22 protein-coding genes and 1 other RNA gene are annotated in these 21235 nt (G+C 72.6%); 15 read left to right on the forward strand and 8 right to left on the reverse strand.

Annotated features, from left to right (window positions below; genetic code table 11):
* Positions 1-181 precede the first annotated feature (181 nt).
* The 3 genes from ACIPJY_RS01485 to ACIPJY_RS01495 all read right to left on the reverse strand — a co-directional run bounded on the left by ACIPJY_RS01485 (position 182) and on the right by ACIPJY_RS01495 (position 3644).
* The gene (locus tag ACIPJY_RS01485; protein WP_400460337.1) at positions 182-1207 is read right to left on the reverse strand and encodes a transporter substrate-binding domain-containing protein; all 1026 of its coding nucleotides are present in this window, start codon (positions 1205-1207) and stop codon (positions 182-184) included.
* A gap of 62 nt (positions 1208-1269) precedes the next feature.
* Positions 1270-2118, reverse strand: coding sequence for an amino acid ABC transporter ATP-binding protein (locus ACIPJY_RS01490; protein ID WP_400460336.1), 849 nt, complete (start codon positions 2116-2118; stop codon positions 1270-1272).
* The gene (locus tag ACIPJY_RS01495) at positions 2115-3644 is read right to left on the reverse strand and encodes a GNAT family N-acetyltransferase (RefSeq protein ID WP_400460334.1); all 1530 of its coding nucleotides are present in this window, start codon (positions 3642-3644) and stop codon (positions 2115-2117) included. The genes ACIPJY_RS01490 and ACIPJY_RS01495 overlap by 4 nt, the downstream gene beginning before the upstream one ends.
* Positions 3645-3776: 132 nt before the next feature.
* Between ACIPJY_RS01495 and ACIPJY_RS01500 the strand changes: the two genes are divergently transcribed.
* Positions 3777-4055 carry a DUF4287 domain-containing protein gene (locus tag ACIPJY_RS01500; protein WP_400460332.1) on the forward strand — a complete coding sequence of 93 codons (279 nt, stop codon included), beginning with the start codon at positions 3777-3779 and terminating at the stop codon, positions 4053-4055.
* Here ACIPJY_RS01500 and ACIPJY_RS01505 read toward each other — a convergent pair.
* Complete coding sequence (locus tag ACIPJY_RS01505; protein WP_400460330.1) at positions 4052-4354, reverse strand: metal-sensitive transcriptional regulator; 303 nt, start codon at positions 4352-4354, stop codon at positions 4052-4054. The genes ACIPJY_RS01500 and ACIPJY_RS01505 overlap by 4 nt on opposite strands.
* Positions 4355-4480: 126 nt before the next feature.
* Between ACIPJY_RS01505 and ACIPJY_RS01510 the strand changes: the two genes are divergently transcribed.
* From ACIPJY_RS01510 to ACIPJY_RS01520, 3 genes are all read left to right on the forward strand, one after another.
* Entirely contained in the window at positions 4481-5023 is a 543-nt protein-coding gene (locus ACIPJY_RS01510; RefSeq protein ID WP_400460329.1) for a hypothetical protein, read from the forward strand.
* Positions 5020-5688 (forward strand): RES family NAD+ phosphorylase, encoded by a 669-nt coding sequence (locus tag ACIPJY_RS01515; RefSeq protein ID WP_400460327.1) that lies wholly within the window; start codon positions 5020-5022, stop codon positions 5686-5688. Before ACIPJY_RS01510 ends, ACIPJY_RS01515 begins: the two co-directional genes overlap by 4 nt.
* A gap of 262 nt (positions 5689-5950) precedes the next feature.
* The gene (locus tag ACIPJY_RS01520) at positions 5951-6925 is read left to right on the forward strand and encodes a hypothetical protein (protein WP_400460325.1); all 975 of its coding nucleotides are present in this window, start codon (positions 5951-5953) and stop codon (positions 6923-6925) included.
* Positions 6926-7155: 230 nt separating this feature from the next.
* Here the strand turns inward: ACIPJY_RS01520 and ACIPJY_RS01525 are convergent, their stop codons facing one another.
* Both ACIPJY_RS01525 and ACIPJY_RS01530 read right to left on the reverse strand, forming a co-directional pair.
* Positions 7156-7713: a GIY-YIG nuclease family protein gene (locus ACIPJY_RS01525; RefSeq protein ID WP_400460323.1), complete on the reverse strand. Its 558-nt coding sequence runs from the start codon at positions 7711-7713 to the stop codon at positions 7156-7158.
* A gap of 30 nt (positions 7714-7743) precedes the next feature.
* A complete protein-coding gene (locus ACIPJY_RS01530; RefSeq protein WP_400460321.1) occupies positions 7744-8586 on the reverse strand; it encodes a siderophore-interacting protein in 843 nt (280 codons plus the stop codon).
* 88 nt (positions 8587-8674) lie between these two features.
* On the opposite strand from ACIPJY_RS01530, the gene ACIPJY_RS01535 reads away from it, so the two are divergent.
* From ACIPJY_RS01535 to ACIPJY_RS01585, 11 genes are all read left to right on the forward strand, one after another.
* Positions 8675-9430: a heme oxygenase (biliverdin-producing) gene (locus ACIPJY_RS01535; protein ID WP_400460319.1), complete on the forward strand. Its 756-nt coding sequence runs from the start codon at positions 8675-8677 to the stop codon at positions 9428-9430.
* Positions 9427-9729, forward strand: coding sequence for a DUF2470 domain-containing protein (locus ACIPJY_RS01540; protein WP_400460317.1), 303 nt, complete (start codon positions 9427-9429; stop codon positions 9727-9729). The genes ACIPJY_RS01535 and ACIPJY_RS01540 overlap by 4 nt, the downstream gene beginning before the upstream one ends.
* Before the next feature lie 380 nt (positions 9730-10109).
* The gene (locus tag ACIPJY_RS01545; protein WP_400460315.1) at positions 10110-12767 is read left to right on the forward strand and encodes a phosphoenolpyruvate carboxylase; all 2658 of its coding nucleotides are present in this window, start codon (positions 10110-10112) and stop codon (positions 12765-12767) included.
* 502 nt (positions 12768-13269) lie between these two features.
* Complete coding sequence (locus tag ACIPJY_RS01550) at positions 13270-14457, forward strand: Bcr/CflA family efflux MFS transporter (protein WP_400460313.1); 1188 nt, start codon at positions 13270-13272, stop codon at positions 14455-14457.
* A 170-nt stretch (positions 14458-14627) separates the two neighbouring features.
* Positions 14628-14966: an STAS domain-containing protein gene (locus ACIPJY_RS01555; RefSeq protein WP_400460311.1), complete on the forward strand. Its 339-nt coding sequence runs from the start codon at positions 14628-14630 to the stop codon at positions 14964-14966.
* Positions 14963-15394 (forward strand): ATP-binding protein, encoded by a 432-nt coding sequence (locus tag ACIPJY_RS01560; RefSeq protein WP_400460309.1) that lies wholly within the window; start codon positions 14963-14965, stop codon positions 15392-15394. The genes ACIPJY_RS01555 and ACIPJY_RS01560 overlap by 4 nt, the downstream gene beginning before the upstream one ends.
* 109 nt (positions 15395-15503) lie before the next feature.
* Positions 15504-16463 (forward strand): AraC family transcriptional regulator, encoded by a 960-nt coding sequence (locus tag ACIPJY_RS01565; RefSeq protein WP_400460307.1) that lies wholly within the window; start codon positions 15504-15506, stop codon positions 16461-16463.
* A gap of 36 nt (positions 16464-16499) precedes the next feature.
* Positions 16500-17057: an RBBP9/YdeN family alpha/beta hydrolase gene (locus ACIPJY_RS01570; protein ID WP_400460305.1), complete on the forward strand. Its 558-nt coding sequence runs from the start codon at positions 16500-16502 to the stop codon at positions 17055-17057.
* 129 nt (positions 17058-17186) lie between these two features.
* Positions 17187-18317 (forward strand): hypothetical protein, encoded by a 1131-nt coding sequence (locus ACIPJY_RS01575; RefSeq protein ID WP_400460303.1) that lies wholly within the window; start codon positions 17187-17189, stop codon positions 18315-18317.
* A gap of 44 nt (positions 18318-18361) precedes the next feature.
* A complete protein-coding gene (locus ACIPJY_RS01580; protein WP_400460301.1) occupies positions 18362-19213 on the forward strand; it encodes a Nif3-like dinuclear metal center hexameric protein in 852 nt (283 codons plus the stop codon).
* Between the two features lie 2 nt (positions 19214-19215).
* Complete coding sequence (locus ACIPJY_RS01585) at positions 19216-19950, forward strand: zinc ribbon domain-containing protein (protein WP_400460300.1); 735 nt, start codon at positions 19216-19218, stop codon at positions 19948-19950.
* Between the two features lie 151 nt (positions 19951-20101).
* On the opposite strand, the gene rnpB is transcribed toward ACIPJY_RS01585, so the two are convergent.
* Positions 20102-20458: RNase P RNA component class A (gene rnpB, locus ACIPJY_RS01590), an RNA gene on the reverse strand.
* Between the two features lie 26 nt (positions 20459-20484).
* Positions 20485-21234 (reverse strand): polyphosphate--glucose phosphotransferase, encoded by a 750-nt coding sequence (gene ppgK / locus ACIPJY_RS01595; protein ID WP_400460298.1) that lies wholly within the window; start codon positions 21232-21234, stop codon positions 20485-20487.
* Position 21235 lies beyond the last annotated feature (1 nt).

A 21235-nucleotide genomic window follows, 5' to 3' on the forward strand; every position in this document is an offset into this window, starting at 1 on the left:
GCCAGTCGATCGACCGGCGTGGTGTCGTCGCGTGCATACGCATCGGGTACATGCGCATGGTCCGACACGGCACGAGTCGATCGTCTCATGCGGTGTCGGACCATGCGGACGCCGACGCCGACGCGGACGCCGACGCCGACGCCGACGCCGACGCGGACGCCGGACGCCGGACGCCGGACGCCTAGCTGTTGTCGAGCGGCAGCCCCTCGGGGTTCAGCGTCGACTTCGGCACGGCCTCGTTCGACAGGTTGTACGCCTTGAGCCACTTCGCGTACGAGCCGTCGTCGATGAGCTCGTTGAGGGCGTCCTCGATCGGCTCGGCCAGGCCGTTGCCCTTCTTCGTGGTCGCGGCGATGAGCCCCTGCAGCGAGGACCCGGCACCCGAGTACGTTCCGGCGGTCTTCGTCGGGTCGGCGCTCTTCGCGTTCTGGGTGTTCTGGTACGCGATCGTCGGGTTCGGGCCGAGGTAGCCGTCGATCTTGCCGGACTTCAGCGCGAGCTGCTTCGCGTTCGCGTCGGGGTAGTACTTGACCGTGATGGTCTTCCCCTGCTTCGCGAGGTCGGTCTTCCACTCGAGCAGGATCTTCTCCTGGTTCGTCCCGGAGTCGGTGGCGATCGTCTTGCCGGCGAGGACCGAGGGGTCACCGTCGAACACGAGCGAGCTCGACTCCGGCACCTGCAGCGCGAGGTTGTCCTGGCGGTAGGACGCGAAGTCGTACTTCTCCTTGCGCTGCTCGGTCACGGTGATGTTGGACAGACCGACGTCGACCGAGCCGCCGTCGATCCCGACGAACAGGTTGTCCCACGTGGAGTTCTTCACGACGGGGTCGAGCCCGAGCTTGGCGGCGACGAGGCGTCCGATGTCGGGCTCCGAGCCGGTCAACGTCTTCTGGTCGTCGCCGGTGAACGCCAGCGGCGGGAAGCCGGACGGCAGCGCACCGACGCCGATGACGAGCTTGCCGGACTGCTTCACCGCGGCGGGGAGCTCGTCGTGGAGCTTCGTGTCCTCGGTGACGGCGATCGTCGTCTCGGTCGCGGCGCCGTTCGCGTGCGCGCCGACCGTGACGGTGCCGTCGGCGTCCGAGCCGGAACCGCTGCCGGTGCCGGCGTTCGCGGTGGCGCAGCCGGCCAGGGCGATGACGACGCCGGAGGCCAGGACGAGAGCTCCGGCGCGGGTGCGCCAGCGGGCTGGGGTGGTGGTGGGCATGGTGCTCCTGGGTGCGATGGTGTGCGGGAGTGGGGGTCGAGCAGGGGAGGCGGTGTCGGTGGTCAGCGCAGGCGGCTGAGGAACGCGCGGGTGCGCGGGTGCTGCGGGTCGTCGACGACCGCGGCCGGCGGTCCCTGCTCGACGATCCGGCCGTGGTCGAGGAACACGACGTGGTCGGCGACCTCGCGGGCGAAGGCGACCTCGTGCGTGACGATCACGAGCGTCGTCCCGGACTCGGCGAGGGACCGGATCACGCCGAGCACCTCGCCGACGAGCTCCGGGTCGAGCGCCGAGGTCGGCTCGTCGAGCAGCAGGACCTCGGGTGAGGCGGCGAGCGCACGGGCGATCGCGACGCGCTGCTGCTGGCCGCCGGAGAGCTGGCGCGGCCGGTCCTCGGCGCGGTCTCCGAGTCCGACGCGCTCGAGCAGGGTCCGTCCGCGGGCACGGGCGGCCGCTGCGGGCTCGCCGTGGGCGACCGGCCCCTCGATGACGTTCTCCAGCGCGGTGAGGTGCGGGAACAGGTTGAAGTGCTGGAAGACGAACCCGATGCGGGAGCGCTGCCGCAGGATCTGCCGCGCCGGCAGCTCCTTGAACCGCGGAACAGCGCCGACCGCCCCGACCGCCCCGACAGCGCCGACCGTGCCGTCCGGGCCGCCCTTGCCTGCTCGTCCGCGCGTGCGGGTCCGGCCCGGCCGCAACCGCACCCCGATGGGCTCGCCGCCGATCGTGACGACGCCCCGGTCGAGCGGCTCCAGGTGGTTGATCGCCCGGAGCAGCGTGGACTTCCCGGACCCGGACGGCCCCAGGATCGCGGTCACGCTGCCCGCCGGCAGGTCGAGGTCGACGCCGTCGATGACCCGGTTGTCGCCGAATGCCTTGACGGCCCCGCGGATGCTGATGGCGGCGCTCACGAGACGACCCCTCCGGAGGAACCGGCCACGCTGCCGGCGTCGGCCGACGACGCGGGGCGGGGCGGGCCTCCCGTCCGGTCGTGACGCAGGACGGCGCGCAGTCGCTGGAACGGGGTCGGGGGCAGCGTGCGGACCGACCCGCGCGCCGTCCACCGCTCCACGTAGTACTGCACGACCGACACCGCGCTGGTGAGCACGAGGTACCAGATCGTGGCCACGACGAGCAGCGGGATGATGTCGGTCGGGTAGGTGCTGCTGAGGTTCTGGACGACCCCGAACAGGTCGAGCAGCGAGACGTAGAACAGCAGCGAACTGGCCTTGAGCAGCCCGACGACCTGGTTCACGAACGCCGGGACGATCGACCGCATCGCCTGGGGGAGCACGATCCGCAGGAACTGGCGGTGCCGGGGGAGCCCGAGCGCCTGGGCCGCCTCGAGCTGCCCGTGGTCGACCGCGAGGACGCCGGCGCGGACGATCTCCGACGCGTACGCGATCTCACTGAGGCTCAGGCCGATCACCCCGATCGCCAGGTCGCTCAGCACGTTCGTCGTCGGTACCGCCACCTGCGGTCCGAACGGCACCCCGATCCCGATGGTCGGGTACAGGCTGCCGAGGTTGTAGAGGAAGACCAGCACCAGGATCAGCGGCACCGAGCGGAACAGCCAGACGTACCCCCAGGCCAGCCCGGACAGCACCGGATTGCGGGAGAGCCGGGCGATCGCGACGACGATGCCGCCGGCGAAGCTGATCACCGCGCTCAGGCCCGTCGCCACGAGCGTCAACTGCAGCCCGGTCAGGATCGCCGGGCTGAACAGCCACTTCGCGACGCCGGGCCACTCCCACGACGGGTTCGTGAACAGCGTCTGCACCACGTTGAGCAGCAGCACCAGGACGACGACCGCTGCGATCCACCGCAGCGGGTGGCGCAACGGGACGACGGGGCGGTCGAGCGCGGCGCGTCCGGCCGCGTCGATGGCCGGGACGGCCGGACGGGAGGCCGGGCTCGCCTCCGCCACGTCCGTCCCGATGGTCTTCTCGAACGGGTGGATGCCGACCTCCTCCGCCGGCTTCGTCACGTCGTACAGCGGGGTGTACCCGAGGCGCGTGTAGACCCGGACCGCCTCGGGCTGGCGTGGCCCGGTGGTCAGGTACACGCGGCGGAAGCCGCGGCGGGCGGCCTCGGCCTCGAGCTCCTCGACCACGCGGCCGGCGAGGCCCCGACCACGTGCCTCCACGGCGGTCCAGATGCGCTTCAGCTCGACGGTGTCGTCGTCGTGGGGCATGAACGCGCCGCCGGCGACCAGGCGCTCGTCCTCGTACAGCAGCACGAAGGTGCCGAGCGGGGCGACGAAGTGCTCGACCGGGTACCGGTTGATCTCCGTCGACGCGGGCTCGCCGAAGTGGTCGCCGTAGCGCGCGTCGTACTCGCGCTCGAGGTCGGCGAGCATCGGCGCCGCGGCCGGGTCGTCCGGACGGACGGTGCGGAACACGAGGGTGCCGCGTGCGGTGGCGTCTGCCGTGGTCATGGCGTGACGGTACGAGGGGGTGCCGCGCACGGACAACGGGCACCGCAACACGGCGGCACGGAAGGGAACCCAGCGTCACACGGGTCGCGTGCGTGACGTCCCGTGACGCACGCCCGCGGCTATCGTGACCCCATGACAGCGCACCGTGTGACCGCTCCCGAGCCCCCGGCGGACGGGTCGAAGTCGAAGGGCCCGGCGTCGTACTTCCCGAGCATCGAGAAGACCTACGGCCGTCCCGTGCAGGAGTGGCTCGACCTCGTCGCGGACCGGCTCGACACCGAGCGGCACATGGAGGTCGTCACCTGGTTGAAGACCGAGCACGGCATGGGCCACGGCCACGCGAACGCCGTCGTCGGGTACGTCAAGAACGCCCTCGCGGCGCGCGACCAGGAGCGGGACGCCCGCTGCTAGGAGCGGACGAGGCGTGCGATCGCCTCGGATGCTTCCTTGACCTTCGCCGAGGGGTCCCCGCCGTCGGCGACCGCGTCCGCGACGCAATGAGTGAGGTGGTCCTCGACGAGCCCGAGCGCGACGGACTGCAGCGCCTTCGTCATCGCGGACACCTGGGTGAGGATGTCGATGCAGTACTGCTCGTCCTCGACCATGCGCTGGAGTCCGCGCGCCTGGCCCTCGATGCGCTTGAGCCGCTTGAGGTAGGCGTCCTTCGACGAGATGTAGCCGTGCTCGTGCTGCTGCTCGATGTCGCTCATCGGGACCTCCCTGGACCGGGACCTCGCCCGGTACCCCACCAGGGTATGTCATCTGCGCAGGGTGGTTGACGCGGTTGACGCCCTCGCCGTAGTGTTGGTTGACACGGTTGCAGGAAGGTGCGTGCGATGGCAGCGACGGGTCGAGCAGCGGCAGGCAGGGCGGACACCGCGGAGACCGCACTGCTCTCCGCCATCCGGGACCGCCTGCGTGCCGGGCGCTACGACGACGCCATCGCCGCGACCGCCGACGTCGGGGCGCTGGCCGACCGCATGGTCGCAGCGCTGCCGTCGGTCAAGCACGAGGCAGACGAGCTGATCGGCCCCTTCTACGACTCGTCCTCGCTCGCCGCCTGGCGCGGGGTCTCGCGACAGGCCATCAGCAAGGCGAGCGCGAAGGGCGACCTGCTGGGGTTGAAGATCGGCGACGGCACGCGGATCTTCCCGTCGTTCCAGTTCGGGCCCGCCGGCGCACCGCTGCCCCGGCTGCGCGAAGTCCTCGCGCTGCTCGACCCCGACCGGATCGACCCGTGGGGCAGTGCACTGTGGCTGAACACCCCGGCCGACGCGTTCGGTGGCACGACCGCGGCCCAGGCCCTCCGAGACGGCCGACACGACGCCGTGCTGGCAGCCGCCCGGCGTGCCGCGACCGCGTGGCTGGCGGACGCGTGACGGAACGCCGCACCGAGGTCGCCCAGCGCGCCCCGGAACCCGGCGCCGACCTGACCGGGTTCCCGGCGGCCGAGTCGCGCGGCACGACCTTCTACCGCGCGAAGCGGCACGACCGCGGCGCCTGGTGGTTCGCCAGCACGCCGGCGGACGCGGACGGGGTGGACGGCGGGCGGTTCGACCTCGCCGATCCCCGGGGCACCTGCTACTGGGCCGACTCGGTCGAGGTCGCGGTGCGCGAACGCCTGGCGCACCACACGCTGCACACGAACACCGTGTTCGTCGGGCGGGCGCGGGAGATCGTCGTCGTCGCGGCCCGGGCATCACGGGGCCGCCGGTTCGCTGACGTCACCGCGCCGGACGCCGTGCGGCACGGGGTCGGCGCCGAGCTCCAGACGATGGTCGACTACCGCGTGCCGCAGGCGTGGGCGCGGGGCTTCGACGCCGCCGGGTTCGCCGGCGTCCGCTACAGCACGCGCTTCACGAGCGACGCCGCGGCGAACGCGTGGGCGGTGTTCGGCGATGCGGGGGTGCCGCGGCGGCCGCGGCCCGAGCGGGTGCACCGCGACGGGGTCACCGCGTGTCGCGAGTCCGGCATCCGCGTGCTCGAGGACGGCTCCGCCGCCGGCCCCGAGCGCTTCACGATCGTCCAGCCGCCGCGCGCCTGACCGGCGCCGCCGGCCTGCCGGGCGGCCGGTGGTGGCTGCTGCGGCCTGGCTGCTGCCGGCCGGGGTCCGAGACGGGGGCGTCTTCGTGCGGCGCCGCACAGTTCCCGAGACGCCCCCGATTCCCGCGGCGTCTCGGGCAGTCGGGGGCGCACTGGGGCCGGAGGGGCGCCACGGGGAACGCCGCGGTCGGGCAGTCGGGGGCGCCGTGGGGCCGGCGGGGCGCCACGGGGGCGATGTCGGCGGCCCGTCGTACGGTCGTGGCGTGGTGGAACCCGTCGACGCGTGGTGGCGCCGCCGGCAGTGGTCGCGCGGTGTGCCGATGCCGTACGCCGTGGGGCAGTTCCGCGACGCCTGGCAGTCCTACCCGGTGCTCATCCGCCAGTACCACCCGGAGTGGAACGCCGGCATCGTCCTCACCCAGATCCCGCCGGCAGCCGATGTGCTGCTCACGTGGGAGTGCGACGTCGGCCACGTGTTCGTCGCCACGCCCGCCGAACAGCGCGGTCGCCCGGGCCGTGAGCGCCGCCGCTCGGTGTGGTGCCCGGAGTGCCAGGTGATGGCGAAGCCGCAGCGCTGGCCCGTCCTGCCGGCGGACTGGCCGGCCGAGGTCCCCACGCCGCAGCGTGCCGTCCGTTCCGCGGGTCGGCAGACCCTCCCGGCAGCCCCGGGGCGCGGCGCTGCCGGTCCGGTGCCGACGGGCGCTGTCGCGTCCGCCCGGGCACGACCAGCGGGGTGGCGTCCATCGGGGCAACGTCCTCCGCGGGCACCGCGGACGATCTGCCCGAAGACGCCGCGGCTGCCCTCGGGTGAGGCCTTCGTCAGCGTGTGCGCTCCGGCGACGGCATCCGCGGTCGAGGCCGAGCTCCGGGCAGCGCTCTCCGACCGGTTCGACTTCACGTTCGACCGCACCGCGATCCGCCTCGACCGGCCCTTCCACGACCACGTCGAGGCATGGCCGGACATCATCCTGCCGGAGCTCCGCGTCGCGATCGAGTACGACTCCACCGGGCGGCACGGCCTCGAGCACGTCGGCCCGCGCGAGGACTCCGACCGCCGGAAGGACCGAGCACTCCGCGGCGTCGGGTGGGAAGTGGTGCGCATCCGGACCGGCCGGCTGCCGGCGCTCGGGCCGTACGACCTGCAGGTGTCCGGCATCTCCGGCCGGACGATCGAGCGCCTGGTCGACACCCTGCGCGAGGTCCGCGGCGCCCTCTTCGTCGACGCCTACGCCCGCTGAGCGAGCGCCCGGCGGCGCCGAGCCCCGGCAGTGTGCGTCGTCACGGACAGCGTGCGAGCCTGCGCGCGTCGCACCATGTACGGAACCTCGCACGGTGCGGGACTGCCTCGCACGGTGCGGGGCTGCCTCGCACCGTGCGGGACTGCCTCGCACGGTGCGGGACTGCCTCGCACGGTGCGGGACTGCCTCGCACGGTGCGGGACTGCCCCGCACGGTGCGAGGGCTCCGCGTCAGCCGCGCAGCGCCAGCGCCTCGCTGAGCCAGCGCGCGTGCACCGCCCACGGGTCCGGCGCGCCGGCACCGACCACCGCGACGTGCTCGAGCAGCGCCGGCGTGACCCGGAACCACTCGGTCCCCGGGTACCGCGACGCGGCGAACTGCGCGTGCCGCCGCCGCTCGAGCACCCGGTCGCCGCGCTCGAACGCCAGCAGGTCCTGGTGCGCGATCCGGGCCAGCCGCTGCCGCGGGTTCGCCGTCGTACCGATCTTGATCCGGTCCCCGACGTCGTCGCGCTGCCGGAGGTAGTACACGACGTCGACGCGCGGGGGAGCGAGGTCCTCGTCGGGGACGTCCCCGTACGGCCACTCGCAGACCGCGCAGAGCATCCCCGAGGGGAAGCTCACGCCCACACGGGACCCGCAGACCAGGCACGGGCCGGGCAGCACGTCCTCGGTGCCGTGGTGCGCCGCGCCGAAGTCGCTCACGACCAGCACGTGCGACGCGCACAGCGGGACCGGAGCGCCGGACGCACTCGCGTCGCCGCAGCCCGGGACGCAGCAGGACTCCATGCGCCGAACGCTACCGGCGACCCCCGACCCTCACGCGTCGAAGATGACGCCGATCGGCTCACGCTTCTCCTCCTGGAATCGGTCCTCGGCACGGCCGAGCGCCCAGTACGCGGAGAGCGACATGTCCGACTTCTCGAGTTCCCATTCGTCCTGCAGCAGACGACGGATCGCCTTGATCGCGGTCCGCTCACCATGGGCGAACACCTGGACCGGCCTGGAGGCCCTGGGCAGTTCCCGGGTCTCCGCCAGCAGGAGCGTGCCCGGCTGGGCGCCGGCGGCGTCGCGGTGCAGCCACCGCAGCGCGATGCCGGCCGGGTGCGGGATGTCCTGTTCGTCGTCGGGGCCGGCCACCTCGACCAGGGCGACGCCCGTGGCGGAGTCGTGCATGGCCTCCAGGGCGGATGCGATCGCCGGGAGCGCGCTGTCGTCGCCGAGGAGGACGTGGACGACCGCCGGGTCGGTGCTCGGCGCGTAGCCGCCGCCCGGGCCGGACAGGGCGAGCCGGTCGCCGGGCTTCGCCGCCGCGGCCCACGGGCCGGCGAGTCCCTCTGCGCCGTGCACGACGAAGTCGATCGCGATCGTGCGGGCCTGGTGGTCGATCGCACGGACCGTGTACGTGCGGCGGGCCGGGCGGTCCTGCTTCGGGTGGGTCTCGCGGAGGGCCTCGAGGTCGTACGGCGGCTCGAGCCCGAGCTCCGGCTTCGTCACCAGGAGCTTCACGTACTTGTCGGTGCTGCCGAGGCGGTCCGGGTCGGCGGCCGCGATGAAATCGTCGAACGCCGGGCCTCCGAGGTGGACGCGGACCATGTGCGGGGACAGCTGTTCCGTGTGGTCGACGACGAACACGTGCTGGGTGCGGTTCTTCGAGCTCATCTGGGGAGCTTCCTCTCAGTGGTTCTGCGTCGCCTGAGTTCGTGGAGATCGTGCTTGACGTGCGCCTCAGTAAGGTTAGCCTTACCTCATGGACACGACCGTCATCCCGTTCTCCGAGCTGCTGCGCAAGCGCACGCGACGCTCGCACGGTTCCTCGGCCGGGAACGACTTCATGCACGACCTGCTCCAGGGCAGGTGCGATGTCGCCGACTACGCCGCACTGCTCGGACAGTACTCGTTCGTGTACGACGCCCTCGAGCGCGCCGCCGACCGGATGGCGGACCACCCCGTCGCCGCGCCGTTCGTGACCTCGCAGCTCACCCGGATGCCGGCGATCCGTGCCGACCTCGAGTACCTGATCGGTCCGGACTGGTCCGAGCTGGTGTGCCCCTCGCCCGCGACCACCGCTTACGTGCGGCGGCTCAACGAGGTCGCGGCCGAGTGGCCAGGCGGCTTCGTCGCGCACCACTACACGCGGTACCTCGGCGACCTGTCCGGCGGTCAGGTGATCGGCCGGATGCTCGCGGACCAGTTCGGGTTCGACACGAACGGCGTCCTCTTCTACATCTTCGACCAGGTCGCCGACCCGACCGCGTTCAAGGACACCTACCGTGCGCAGCTCGACGCCGCGCCGTGGGACGACGAGGAGCGCGAACGTGTCATCGCCGAGGTGGAGCTCGCGTACGCGCTCAACAACGGGCTGCTCGCCGAACTCGACGCGGCTCGACGGCCGGTCGGCGGGGCCGACGCCGTCGGTGCCGTCGGTACTGGCGGCCCTGGCGGGTCCGTCGGCTCCGGTTCCGTCGGTTCCGTGGCCGACGGTGACGTGGCGGTGATCGCGTGACCGGGGAACAGCCGCCGTTCGACGCCGAGGCCCGGCGCGCCATCCTCCGGCACATGAACACCGACCACGCGCTCGACAACCTGGTCATCGCGCGGGCGAACGGCGCGGCGACCGCGGTGGCCGCCACCATGACCGAGATCGACGCCATCGCCGGGGTGTGGCTCGCACAGCTCGACGACGGGGACGTGGAGCACGTCATCGTGCCGTGGACGACTCCGCTGACCGATCGGCGGTCGGCCCGCGTGCAGATCGTCGAGGTGCACTCCGCCGCGCAGGCCCAGCTCGCGGAGCCGAGCTAGCCGGCGCTCCCAGACCCGCCGGGAACGCGGGCGCTCCGCCACAGCAGGGGTGCTTCCGCTGGCCGCCCGTGTTCTCGGCGACACATCCGCGGCGCACCTGTGTCCTGGTGGCGCCCCTGTGCGCGCGAGGCGCCGCCGAGGTCCTGAGGCGTCGCCGAGGTCTTGAGGCGCCGCCGAGGTCTCGAGACGCCGCCTTCGTCTCGAGACGCCGCCACATCCGGCGGTGTCTCGGCGACCCGACGGCGTCTCGTCGACCCGGGGCACCGCTCGAGCCCGTGTCCGGTACCCGGCCGTCCGGACGGTCGTCGTCACGGACACCCGCCTGCCGATACGCTGCTGGGGTCCCGGGGGCGGTGTCCCGGGCGACCCGAGAGGACGAGATGACGGCGATCGACGGATCGACGCGCTTCGGCAGCGCACGAGACGATGTCAGCGGAGCGGTCGACAGCGACCTGCGAGCGGACGTCCGGTACCTCGGGAGCCTGCTCGGGCGGGTCCTGCGTGAGAGCGGTGGCGACGACCTCCTGCGCGACGTCGAGGCACTGCGCGCCGCAGTGATCGAGGCGTACGAGGGCTCGGACACCGACGGTGCTGCACGGGCCGAGTCGGTCGTGGCCGAGCTGTCCGCCGAGCGCGCCGAAGAGGTCGCTCGCGCCTTCACCACCTACTTCCACCTGACGAACCTCGCCGAGGAGCACCACCGGGTCCGCGTGCTCCGGCTCCGGGGCGACGACGGCGGCGTCGGGGGAGACTCCTTCCCGGCCACGTACGCCGAGCTCGTGGGTGAGGTCGGCGCGGACGAAGCCGCCGCCCGCCTCGCGGCCCTCCGCTTCCACCCGGTGCTCACCGCCCACCCGACCGAGGCCCGCCGCCGCGCGGTGACCACGGCCGTCCGGCGCATCACCGACCTCATCGACGAACGCGACCGCGCCAAGAACGCGACGGCGCGCGCCGAGAACGAACGCCGCCTGCTCGAGGAGATCACGAACCTCCTCCGCACCTCGCCGCTGCGCACCACCCGACCGACCCCGCTCGACGAGGTCCGCACCGCGATGAGCGTGTTCGACCAGACGCTGTTCGAGATCGTCCCGCAGGTGTACCGCCTCCTGGACGACCGGCTCCTCGGCGACGACGCCGGAAGCGTGCCCGTGCAGGCGCCCGCGTTCGTGCGCTTCGGCACGTGGATCGGTGGCGACCGCGACGGCAACCCGTTCGTGACGTCGGACATCACCCGACAGGCCGCGGAGATCGCGGCCGAGCACATCCTGCTCGGCCTGGGTCGCGCGGCCACCCGCATCGGCAGCACCCTGACCCTCGACCACAGCGAGACACCGGCCGACGCCGGACTCACCGCGCTCGTGGCGTCGCAGGAGTCCCTCGACCCGGACATCGCCGAGCGCATCGGCATCCGTGCGCCGAACGAGACGCACCGCCGTGCGCTCCTCTTCACGGCCGCGCGCATCGACGCCACCCGCCGCGGCGACGCCCCGCTCGCCTACGACGGCCCCGAGGTGCTGCTCTCCGACCTCCGCACGATCCAGGCCTCGCTCGTCGCAGCGGGTGCGGCACGCCCGGCGCACGGCGAGCTGCAGAACCTGATCTGGCAGGTCGAGACCTTCGGGTTCCACCTCGCCGAGCTCGAGATCCGCCAGCACTCCCAGGTGCACCGCACGGCCCTCGCGGAGATCCGCGCCGGCGGTGCGCTGAGCGAGACCACGGAAGAGGTCCTCGCCGTCTTCCGGACGATCGCGGACCTCCAGCGTCGGTACGGGGTCCGCGCCTCGAACCGCTACATCGTCTCGTTCACCCAGTCCGCGGCGGACCTGGCGAACGTGCACGAACTCGCGGTCGCCGCGCTCGGTTCCGCCGAGGCCGCACCGGTGCTCGACGTCATCCCGCTCTTCGAGACCTTCGCCGACCTGCACGCCAGCGTGGATATCCTCGACGAGGCCGTGCGCACCGAGGCCTTCCAGCGTCGACTCGCCGCGACCGGCCGCAAGCTCGAGGTGATGCTCGGGTACTCCGACTCCTCGAAGGACGTCGGCCCGGTGTCGGCGAACCTGGCGCTGTACGACGCGCAGGCGAAGATCGCTCAGTGGGCCAGGGACAACGACATCGAGCTCACGCTCTTCCACGGCCGCGGCGGTTCCCTCGGCCGCGGTGGCGGTCCCGCCAACGAGGCCGTGCTGGCACAGCCGCCGGGATCGATCGACGGCCGGCTCAAGCTCACCGAGCAGGGCGAGGTCATCTTCGCCCAGTACGGCGACCAGGACATCGCGGCCCGGCACCTCGAGCAGATGGCCTCCGCGACGCTGTTCGCGTCCTCGCCGTCGAACGAGGCCCGCATCGAAGCAGCCGCCACCCGGTTCGCCGATCTCGCACAGCAGCTCGACGACGTCTCCCGCGACGCCTTCTACGGCCTCGTGAAGGCGGACGGCTTCGCGCCGTGGTTCGCCCGGGTGACCCCGATGGAGGAGATCGGGCTGCTGCCGCTCGGCTCCCGTCCGGCGCGCCGCGGGCTCTCCGTCGAGTCCCTCGAGGACCTCCGCGCGATCCCGTGGGTGTTCTCCTGGACGCAGGCCCGCATCAACCTGGCGGGCTGGTACGGCCTCGGATCCGCACTCGAGGCGGTCGGTGACGTCGAACTCCTCCGCACCGCGTACGCCGAGTGGCCGCTGTTCGGCGCGATGATCAAGAACGTGGAGATGTCGCTCGCGAAGACCGACGAGCACATCGCCCGCCGGTACCTCGAGCTCGCGGACCGCGACGACCTCGCCGCGCGTGTGCTCGACGAGATGATCCGCACCCGCGACTGGGTCCTCCGGGTCTCCGGCGGGGCGGACGTCCTCGAGGACCGGCCGGTCCTGGCCCGTGCCGTCCGACTCCGGAGCCCGTACGTCGACGCCCTGTCGCACCTGCAGCTCCGAGCCCTGCGCGCCATCCGCACCAGCGGCAGCACCGATCCGACGGACACCGACCACCGCCTGCTGCTGCTGACGGTGAACGGCATCGCCGCCGGCCTGCAGAACACGGGCTGACACACCGCTCGAGGCTCGAGACGCCGCCATGCGGCCGAGACACCCCGGTTTCCGGAGGCGTCTGGGCCGGTTGGCGGCGTCTCGCCGTTTGCGGGGCGCGCCGTCCGGCGTCCGAGGTCGGGCCGGCGCCGCGCCGCGCCACGCTGCGCACACGGTGGCGCCCGGCCAGCACCGGAGGCGCCGCGCCTCTGCCGAGACACCGCCGTCCTGCCGAGACACCGCCGGAATCGGCGGCGTCTCGGCGCGCACGCGGTGTCTCGCGGGTATTGGGGCGCCACAGTGCAGCCGGGAAGCCGGAGGCGCCGCACCTCTGCCGAGACGCCGCCGTCCTGCCGAGACACCCCCGGAATCGGCGGCGTCTCGGCGCGACCGCGGTGTCTCGCGGGTGATGGGGCGCCACAGCCACAGCCACAGCCACAGCCACAGCCACAGCCACAGCCACAGCCCAGCCGCACCGCCCCAACCCTGTCGAATCGATTCGGGGCGGCGTAGCGTTGCCCGGGTGACGACGGAGCGCACCCGGACCCAGGCCACCCTCCCGCCGATCGTGCCCCTGGCGCTCATCGTCGGGGTGTCGCCGTTCGCGACGGACATGTACATCCCGGCACTCCCCGCGATCGCCCGCGACCTCGGCACCACACCCAGCGCCGTGCAGCTCTCGCTCACCGCCTTCCTCGTCGCGTTCGCGGTCGGGCAGCTCCTCGCCGGCCCGGTCAGCGACGGCATCGGCCGCCGACCGATGATGCTCGGCGGGACGGCCCTGTTCGCGCTCGCGTCCCTCGGCTGCGCGCTCGCGCCGGACGTCGGCACGCTGATCGTGGCGCGAGTGGTCGAGGGACTGGCAGGAGCCGCGGCCGCGGTGGCCGGACGAGCGATGGTCTCGGACGTGATGTCGGGGCCGCCGATGGCCAAGGTGTTCGGCACCCTCGCTGCGATCAACGCGATCGGCCCGGTCGTCGCGCCGCTGGCCGGGGGAGCGGTGCTGTCGTTCGCGACGTGGCGCGTGATGTTCGTCGTGCTCGCCGTGCTCGGCGCGGTGTTCTTCGCGATGGTCGTGCCGTTCTTCCACGAGACCCTGTCGACCCGCGGCAGCGTCGGACTCGGCGCGAACTGGCTCCGCATCCGCCGGCTCGTCGCGATCCCGCGGTTCCGGGCGTACCTGCTGAGCGGGGTGCTCTCGACGATCGGGTTCTTCGCCTACATCGCGACGAGCTCGTTCGTGTTCCAGACCGAGTTCGGGTTCTCGGAGGGGCTCTACACCCTCGTCTTCGCCACGAACGCGACGATGATGATCATCACGACGCTCGTGTTCCGCCGGGTCGTCGGCCGCTTCTCCGAGGACGGCCTGCTCACCTTCGGCCTCGTCGTCGGCACGGTCGGCGGTGCCGGGGTGCTCGCGGCAGCCCTGCTCGGCCTTGGCCCCGTGCCGGTCTGGTGTTCGCTCGCGGTCGTCACCGGGGCCTGGGGCTTCGTGCTGCCGGCGGCGATGACCCGGACCCAGCACGTCGGCGCCGCACACCCGGGCACCGCGGCGGCGCTGCAGGGCGGCCTGTCGTTCGGGCTCGGCGGACTCGGGACGCCGCTCGCGGGACTCCTCGGCGGCACCGCGGTCGCGATGGGCTCGGTGATGGTGGTGCTGATGGCCGCCGCGGTCGTGGTCCAGGCGTCCGCAACTCGTCGGCGCCGCTGACGCCGCGCACCGTGCGAGCTTCCGGACAACGTGCGAGCCGCGGAGCCGCGCACCGTGTCCGGAACCTCGCACACTGCGAAACGAAGCACCGAACGAAGCACCGAACGAAGCCGCAGCCCGAACCGATAGGGTCCCTTGAGCAAGGGGCACCGACCAGAGAGGCATCCCGTATGGACATCGTCGTACACGAGGCGCAGACGGACGCCGCGGTCCTGGAGTGCAAGGGGCGACTGAACATGGTGTCGGCCCCGGCATTCCGGGAGACCGTCGCCAAGGTCGTCGGTGACGGCCGGAACCGCGTCGTCGTCGAGCTCTCCGGGGTCGAGTTCATGGACTCCTCCGGACTGGGCGCGCTCGTCGGCTGCCTCAAGACGGCTCGGCAGGCCGGCGGTGACCTGCGCATCGCGGCCCCGTCCGACCAGGTCTCGATGGTCCTGAAGCTCTCCAACATCGACAAGATCCTGCGCACGTACCCCGACGGGGACGCCGCGGTGACCAACTGGGGATGAGCACCGCCGTGGGCGAGCACCGTCTCGACTTCGCGTCCCCGCCGGACGACGTCTCCGCCGTGCACGACTTCCTCGCGGGCGTCTGGGGCACGGAACCGTCCGTCGGTCCGGAAGACCGCATGGCCTTCGAGCTGGCGCTCGTCGAGCTCGCCTCGAACGTCGTCGAACACGCCGGTGGCGGCGCGCGGGTCGCGTGCTCGCTCGCGCTCGCGGTCACGGGCGACGGCCTGGAGGCCCGACTCACCGACGACGGTCGGCCCACCTCCGTCGATCCGTCGGCTGCCGAGCTCCCCGACGCGTCCGCCGAGAGCGGCCGCGGTCTGGCCCTGGTCGGCATGGTCGTCGACGAGCTCCGGTACGAGCGCGACGGCGACCGGAACCGGTGGACGGTCCGACGCGGACGTGCTCCGGACGGGCTGACGCCCTGATCCGCGCCGCGTGACACCCTGATCCACAATGCGCAGCCAGGAGGCCGGAACCCGCAAGACAGCTCGTCCGATTGCGGCCTCGACTGGCGGTCGTGTCACGATGCGCGCGATGACAGTCGAGCCCGATCCCCGCATGAGCTTCGAGACGTCCGGCGACGATCTCGATGACGCTCGGCGCATGTACGAGGACGCCTACGAGGGCTCCGGGTTCATCGCTCGACGCACGTCCCGGCCGTTCTCGTACCGGTTCCGCGTCGTCGGCGACCAGACCATGTCGCTGCGGTCGAGTCGCTTCGACGCCGGCATCCGCGGGGCGGTGGAGTCCCGCGACGAGTACGTCGTGATGTGGACGGTCGACGGTGGTGGGCGCGTCGACATCGGGCGGGACGAGGTGTCCTTCGGTCCCGGTGCGCCGATGATGTTCCCGACCGGACGGGCGTTCGAGTTCGAGCTCGCCGACGTCCGGCAGAGCCTGGTGCAGTTCGACCGGACCTACCTCGAGGGCATCGCCGCCGAGGTGCACGGCGCACAGCCCGGGTCCCTCGTGTTCGACCACGCAGCCGTACCGGCAGCCGACGACGTCCGGATGTGGCACCGGCAGGTCCAGGACGCGGCCGCCGTCGTGCTCGGCACCGGTCCGGTCTCGCCACTCGCGATGGCGGAGACGGCGCGGGCCACGGCGACGACGCTGCTCCGCACGTTCCCGCACCGGCTGCTCACGGCAGAGGTCTCCCTGCCACAGGGCGCGACCGGGCGGGTCCGCGAGGCCGTCGAGTACATGTCCGCGTTCGCGCACACCCCGATCTCCACCACGGACGTCGCGGCGCACGTCGGGTTGAGCGTGCGCGGGCTCCAGCAGGCGTTCCAGCGCCAGATCGGCTCCGCACCGAACGCGATGCTCCGCGGGATCCGGCTCGACCGCATCCGTCAGGAGCTGCGACGTGGCACGCCGGGCGAGTTCACGGTGGCCTCGGTCGCCGTCCGCTGGGGGTTCGCACACCTGGGCCGGTTCTCGGCCGCGTACGCCGCGCGGTTCGGCGAGTACCCGCGGGACACGCTGCAGAACTGAGTGGGCACCGGCTCCGACGCCCTCTACGCTCGGACCGTGAACCGAGAACGACCGTGGGTGATCGTCCCCGGGATCTGGAACTCCGACCCTGAGCACTGGCAGTCGCGCTGGCAGGCCGAGCGGGGCGGCGACGCCGTGCGGATCGCGCCGACGTCGTGGTCCGAACCCGAGCCCGCGGACTGGTTCGCCGCCATCGACCGGGCGATCGCCGCGGTGGACGGGCCGCCGGTGCTCGTCGCGCACAGCCTCGGCGTCCTCGCGGTCGCGGGATGGCTCGCTGCCGATGGCGGCCGGAACGACGACGGACGGGTCGCCGGGGCCTTCCTCGTCGCCGCACCCGACCCCGGGGCCCCCGGGTTCCCCGAGGCCGCCGCAGGGTTCGCCGCACCTGACCGGGCGGTCCGGACGCCGACCCTGCTCGTCGTGAGCGACGACGACCCGTACTGCACGCCGGAGCGGGCCGAGGCGATGGCAGCGAGCCTCGGCTCGGACGTCCGCAGGATCGGCGCTCACGGGCACGTGAACGTCGCCAGCGGCGTCGGGGAGTGGCCGGACGGGCGTGCACTGCTCGAGGAGTTCGCGCGGGGCTGCTGAGGCGCGTGTGACGAGAGTGCACCCGCGGTCTCGACACGCCGATCACCTTCGACGCGATATGGCAGGCGATCCCGCGACACACCGGGGATGAGCGACAGCATCCACCCCGCGATATTTATCCTTCGGAACATGGAAACGCAGTCCGGTGCACGCACCCCTCTCGTCGACCCGTTCGGTCGCGAGCTCGAGGAGTGGCTCCGTGACGCCCCGGCCACCCGTGCCCCGTACGTGTCGGACCTCGTGGTCCCGCCCGTCACCGGCCCGGTGCAGCGACCGGACGCCGCCGCGGCAGCCGAACCCGTGCTCGAGCAGGTCGGACCCGACGAGGTCGAGCCCGAGCGGGTCGACCTCGAGCAGCTCGGCGCCTCGTCATCGGACGACACCGCGTTCCGCCGGCCCCGCGACCGTGGGCGCCACGCCTCGGTCTGCGCCCCGTCGTTCCCCGAACCGCCCGAGCGGCTCGCCCTGCGCATCGAGGAGCTCGCGGTCGAGGTGTCCGCGCAGAGCGGCCGCGCCACGATCGAGCGCATCGTGATCCTCGAGGACGAGGTCCGCCGTCGCGACGAGGACCTCGCCCGGCTCGCCGCATGGGAGGCCGTCGTCGCCGACCTGAGCGACCCGGAGATCGACGCGGCGCGGGCCTACGCCCGGTCCGTGTTCGAGGACCTGCTCGCCGACGCCGCCGACGAGGCGGATCGTCGCGACCGCGCCGCTGCACGCCGCGCCGCGACCACCGCTGCCGTCACGGTCGTGGCGCCGGTCCCCGCCGTCGAGGCCGCTCCCGCCGCGGCTCCCGCGCTCGTGCTGCCCCCGGTCGCCGCACCGGTCGTCGTCAGCGCGACCACTGCCGTGGACGGCGCGTCTGCGGATCGTGACGAGCCCGCGCGACTGGTGCCCACCCTCTCCCCGTCTCCACGGCCGTCACGCCTCTCCGCAAGCTCCGCGGCGCGCCGGAACCGGCAGCCGTGGGCCCAGGCCGTCACACCGGTGTCGGCGAACACGCGACCCACCCCGCTCATCCAGCCCGTGACCGGACCGACCGTGGTCGACCGCGACACGTTCGCAGCCGTGCTCCGTGCGCACCGTGCCGAGACGGCGGGCACGCCGGTCGTCTTCCCGGAGGAGCACGCCGCCGCGCTGCCGGAGACGGCTGCCGAGCCCGCGACGTCCACCGCCGACGTCGAGCGGGTCGAGTCGGCCCAGCCCGGCTGGTGGTCCCGCGTCGTCGCCGCTGTCCTGCGGGTCCTCGGTCGCCGCTGACCTGTCGGCACCGGCCCCGTCGATCCCCTCGGTAGACTGTCCGGATGCCGACCCTGCGCGATCTCCAGGCCGTGATCGAGTCCCTGTGGCCGGTCGCGGGAACCGAGTCGTGGGACTCCGTCGGCCTGGTCTCCGGTGACCCGGACGCAGTCGTCGAGCACGTGCACCTCGCCGTCGACGCCGTGCCGGACACCGCGCGCGAGGCCATCTCGGTCGGGGCGGACCTGCTGCTGACGCACCACCCGCTGTTGCTCCGCGGTGTGACGACCATCGCCGAGGACACCTACAAGGGCGCGGTGCTCGCGACCCTCGTCCGCGGCGGGTGCGCCCTCGTCGCCGCCCACACCAACGCCGACGTCGTCGCGTCGGGCACCTCCGCGGTGCTGGCCGACCGTCTCGCGCTGCAGGATCTCCGTCCCCTCGAACCGGGCACTGCGCCGGACACCGGCATCGGCCGCGTCGGCGTCCTGCCGGAAGCGGTGCCGCTCGGCGTGCTCGCCCGGCGCATCGTCGACGTCCTGCCGCCCACCGCGTCGGGCGTCCGCGTGTCCGGCGACTACGAGCGACCCGTCCGCACCGTGGCGCTCTGTGCCGGCGCGGGGGACTCGCTGCTCGGCAACGCACTGGTGCGCGACGCCGACGTCTACGTCACGAGCGACCTCCGGCACCACCCGGCGTCGGAGTTCCGTGAGCAGGCGATGCTCACCGACGGACCCGCCCTGATCGACACGTCGCACTGGGCCACCGAGTGGCTCTGGCTCGACGTCGCCGCGGAACAGCTCCGGCAGGCCGCCGGGGTCCGCGTGACCGTGAGCGACCTCCGGACCGACCCGTGGGACTTCGCCGTCCTGCCGAGCGCGGCCGCCCCCACCCCCACCACCGAACAAGGAGCCTGACCATGAAGGCAGCACCCGAGGACCAGGTCATCCTCCTCGACGTCCAGCGACTCGACAACGACATCACGCGCATCGCGCACCGGATCAGTTCCCTGCAGAAGGGCGACCGGCTCACCGAGCTGAGCGCGAGCGCGTCCGGCCTCCGCAGCCGGCTCGCCGCGGCGACCGGTGACGTCGAGGACGCCGAGCGCGACCTCGCGCGGCTCGAGTCCGACACCGCGACCGCCCAGGCCCGCGTGACGCGCGACACCACCATGCTCGCGAACGTGTCGAGCGCGAAGGACGCCGCCGGCCTGCAGAGCGAGCTCGACTCGCTGCAGCGCCGCATCGGCGACCTCGAGACGTCGGAGCTCGAGATCATGGAGAAGCTCGACGTGCTGCGTGCCCGGGTCGGCGACATCGAGGCCGAACTCGCCGACGTCGAGGCGTCCCGCTCCGGCCTCGTCGCCGAGCGTGACACCGAGATCGCCCGCCTCGAGGCCGACCGCTCCGCCGTGGTGCAGAGCCGCGCGGACGTCGCCGCGAAGGTGCCGGAGGAGCTCCTCGCGCTGTACGAGCGGCAGCGTGCCCGGTACGGCTTCGGCGCCTCGCTGCTGCAGGGCGGCGTGTCGACGGCGTCGGGCGTGACCCTCACGGGTGCCGACCTGCAGGCGATCCGTGCCGCGGCGCCGGACGACGTCGTGCTCTGCCCGGACAGCGAGGCGGTCCTGGTCCGCACGAGCGAGTCCGGCCTGTAGCGCAGCCGCGGCGCTCGCGCGCTGCGCCGCGCTCGCGCCCGTGGTGCGGACGCACTTCGCACAACCGGAAGCACCCCGAACCACGGAGTTCCGTGGTTCGGGGTGCTCCCGGTTGTGCGACGGCACGCGGTGCCGTGCGATGTACGGGGTGCGAACGGGCCGGCCGTACGCCGGGTTCTGTCCCGCCTTGCGGCGGTGACGGCCATCTCTCTCGGACCGACGTTGCCGTCGGCCTCCAGCGGTCTACCCGAGGACTCGGCGAGCAGCCTCGACGTCCTCTGTCTGACCTTGCTCCGGGCGAGGTTTACCGAGCGGATCCGGTCACCCGGACCCCTGGTGGTCTCTTACACCACCGTTTCACCCTTACCGGTGTCGCCACCGGCGGTCTGCTTTCTGTGGCACTGTCTCGCGGGTTGCCCCGGGTGGGTGTTACCCACCGCCCTGCTCTGTGGAGCCCGGACGTTCCTCGGCACTCCCGGGGGAGTGACGCGACCGTCTCACCGACCCGTTCGCAGACCGAGTTTAGCCGACTACTCAGGCGCTGCGGGCCGCCAGGGTCGCCGCGCCGATGATGCCGGCGTTGTTGCGGAGCGTCGCGGGGATGATGTCCGCCTGCAGGTCGAGCAGGGGGAGGAACTCCTCGTACTGCTTCGAGACCCCACCGCCGACGACGAAGAGCTCCGGGGAGAGCAGCGCCTCGAGCCGCGAGTAGTACTTCTGCAGTCGCTTCGCCCAGTGCTTCCACGACAGGTCGTCGCGCTCCTTCGCCGCGAAGGACGCCTTCGTCTCGTAGTCGACCCCGTCGATCTCCAGGTGGCCGAGCTCCGCGTTGACGATGAGCACGCCGTCGTTGATGAGCGCCGTGCCGATGCCCGTGCCGAGCGTCGTCATGATGACGAGCCCGTCGCGGCCCTTCGCCGCGCCGAACTGCTGCTCGGCGAACCCGGCGGCGTCGGCGTCGTTGACGAAGTGGATGGAGCGGCCGAGCTCCTTCTCGAACAGGGCCTCTGCCTCGAAGCCGATCCACTTCTTCGACACGTTCGCCGCCGACATGGTCTTGCCGTCCCGCACGATCGCCGGGAAGCAGACGCCGACCGCGACGTCGGACGCCGGGGAGAGCTCGTCGAGGATCGAGGACGCGACCGCGACGATGTCGTGCGGCTTGCCGCCCTCGGGGGTGGCCTTCTTGATGCGCTCGGTCGTCAGTTCACCGGTCGTCGTGTCGACGATCGCGCCCTTGATGCCCGTACCGCCGATGTCGACGCCGACTGCGAGTGTGGTCATT

Origin of the sequence: Curtobacterium sp. NPDC090223 (assembly GCF_044746585.1) — a bacterium.
Lineage (GTDB): Bacteria > Actinomycetota > Actinomycetes > Actinomycetales > Microbacteriaceae > Curtobacterium.

Excerpts from the sequence above, each read along its gene's own strand:
- ACIPJY_RS01525 (WP_400460323.1), bottom strand. The coding sequence starts at position 7,713 with ATGGAGTCCTGCTGCGTCCCGGGCTGCGGCGACGCGAGTGCGTCCGGC.
- ppgK (WP_400460298.1), bottom strand. The coding sequence starts at position 21,234 with ATGACCACACTCGCAGTCGGCGTCGACATCGGCGGTACGGGCATCAAG.
- ACIPJY_RS01560 (WP_400460309.1), top strand. The coding sequence starts at position 14,963 with ATGAGCACCGCCGTGGGCGAGCACCGTCTCGACTTCGCGTCCCCGCCG.
- ACIPJY_RS01495 (WP_400460334.1), bottom strand. The coding sequence starts at position 3,644 with ATGACCACGGCAGACGCCACCGCACGCGGCACCCTCGTGTTCCGCACC.
- ACIPJY_RS01505 (WP_400460330.1), bottom strand. The coding sequence starts at position 4,354 with ATGAGCGACATCGAGCAGCAGCACGAGCACGGCTACATCTCGTCGAAG.
- ACIPJY_RS01580 (WP_400460301.1), top strand. The coding sequence starts at position 18,362 with ATGCCGACCCTGCGCGATCTCCAGGCCGTGATCGAGTCCCTGTGGCCG.
- ACIPJY_RS01530 (WP_400460321.1), bottom strand. The coding sequence starts at position 8,586 with ATGAGCTCGAAGAACCGCACCCAGCACGTGTTCGTCGTCGACCACACG.
- ACIPJY_RS01565 (WP_400460307.1), top strand. The coding sequence starts at position 15,504 with ATGACAGTCGAGCCCGATCCCCGCATGAGCTTCGAGACGTCCGGCGAC.
- ACIPJY_RS01575 (WP_400460303.1), top strand. The coding sequence starts at position 17,187 with ATGGAAACGCAGTCCGGTGCACGCACCCCTCTCGTCGACCCGTTCGGT.
- ACIPJY_RS01485 (WP_400460337.1), bottom strand. The coding sequence starts at position 1,207 with ATGCCCACCACCACCCCAGCCCGCTGGCGCACCCGCGCCGGAGCTCTC.
- ACIPJY_RS01535 (WP_400460319.1), top strand. The coding sequence starts at position 8,675 with ATGGACACGACCGTCATCCCGTTCTCCGAGCTGCTGCGCAAGCGCACG.
- ACIPJY_RS01585 (WP_400460300.1), top strand. The coding sequence starts at position 19,216 with ATGAAGGCAGCACCCGAGGACCAGGTCATCCTCCTCGACGTCCAGCGA.
- ACIPJY_RS01510 (WP_400460329.1), top strand. The coding sequence starts at position 4,481 with ATGGCAGCGACGGGTCGAGCAGCGGCAGGCAGGGCGGACACCGCGGAG.
- ACIPJY_RS01545 (WP_400460315.1), top strand. The coding sequence starts at position 10,110 with ATGACGGCGATCGACGGATCGACGCGCTTCGGCAGCGCACGAGACGAT.
- ACIPJY_RS01500 (WP_400460332.1), top strand. The coding sequence starts at position 3,777 with ATGACAGCGCACCGTGTGACCGCTCCCGAGCCCCCGGCGGACGGGTCG.
- ACIPJY_RS01555 (WP_400460311.1), top strand. The coding sequence starts at position 14,628 with ATGGACATCGTCGTACACGAGGCGCAGACGGACGCCGCGGTCCTGGAG.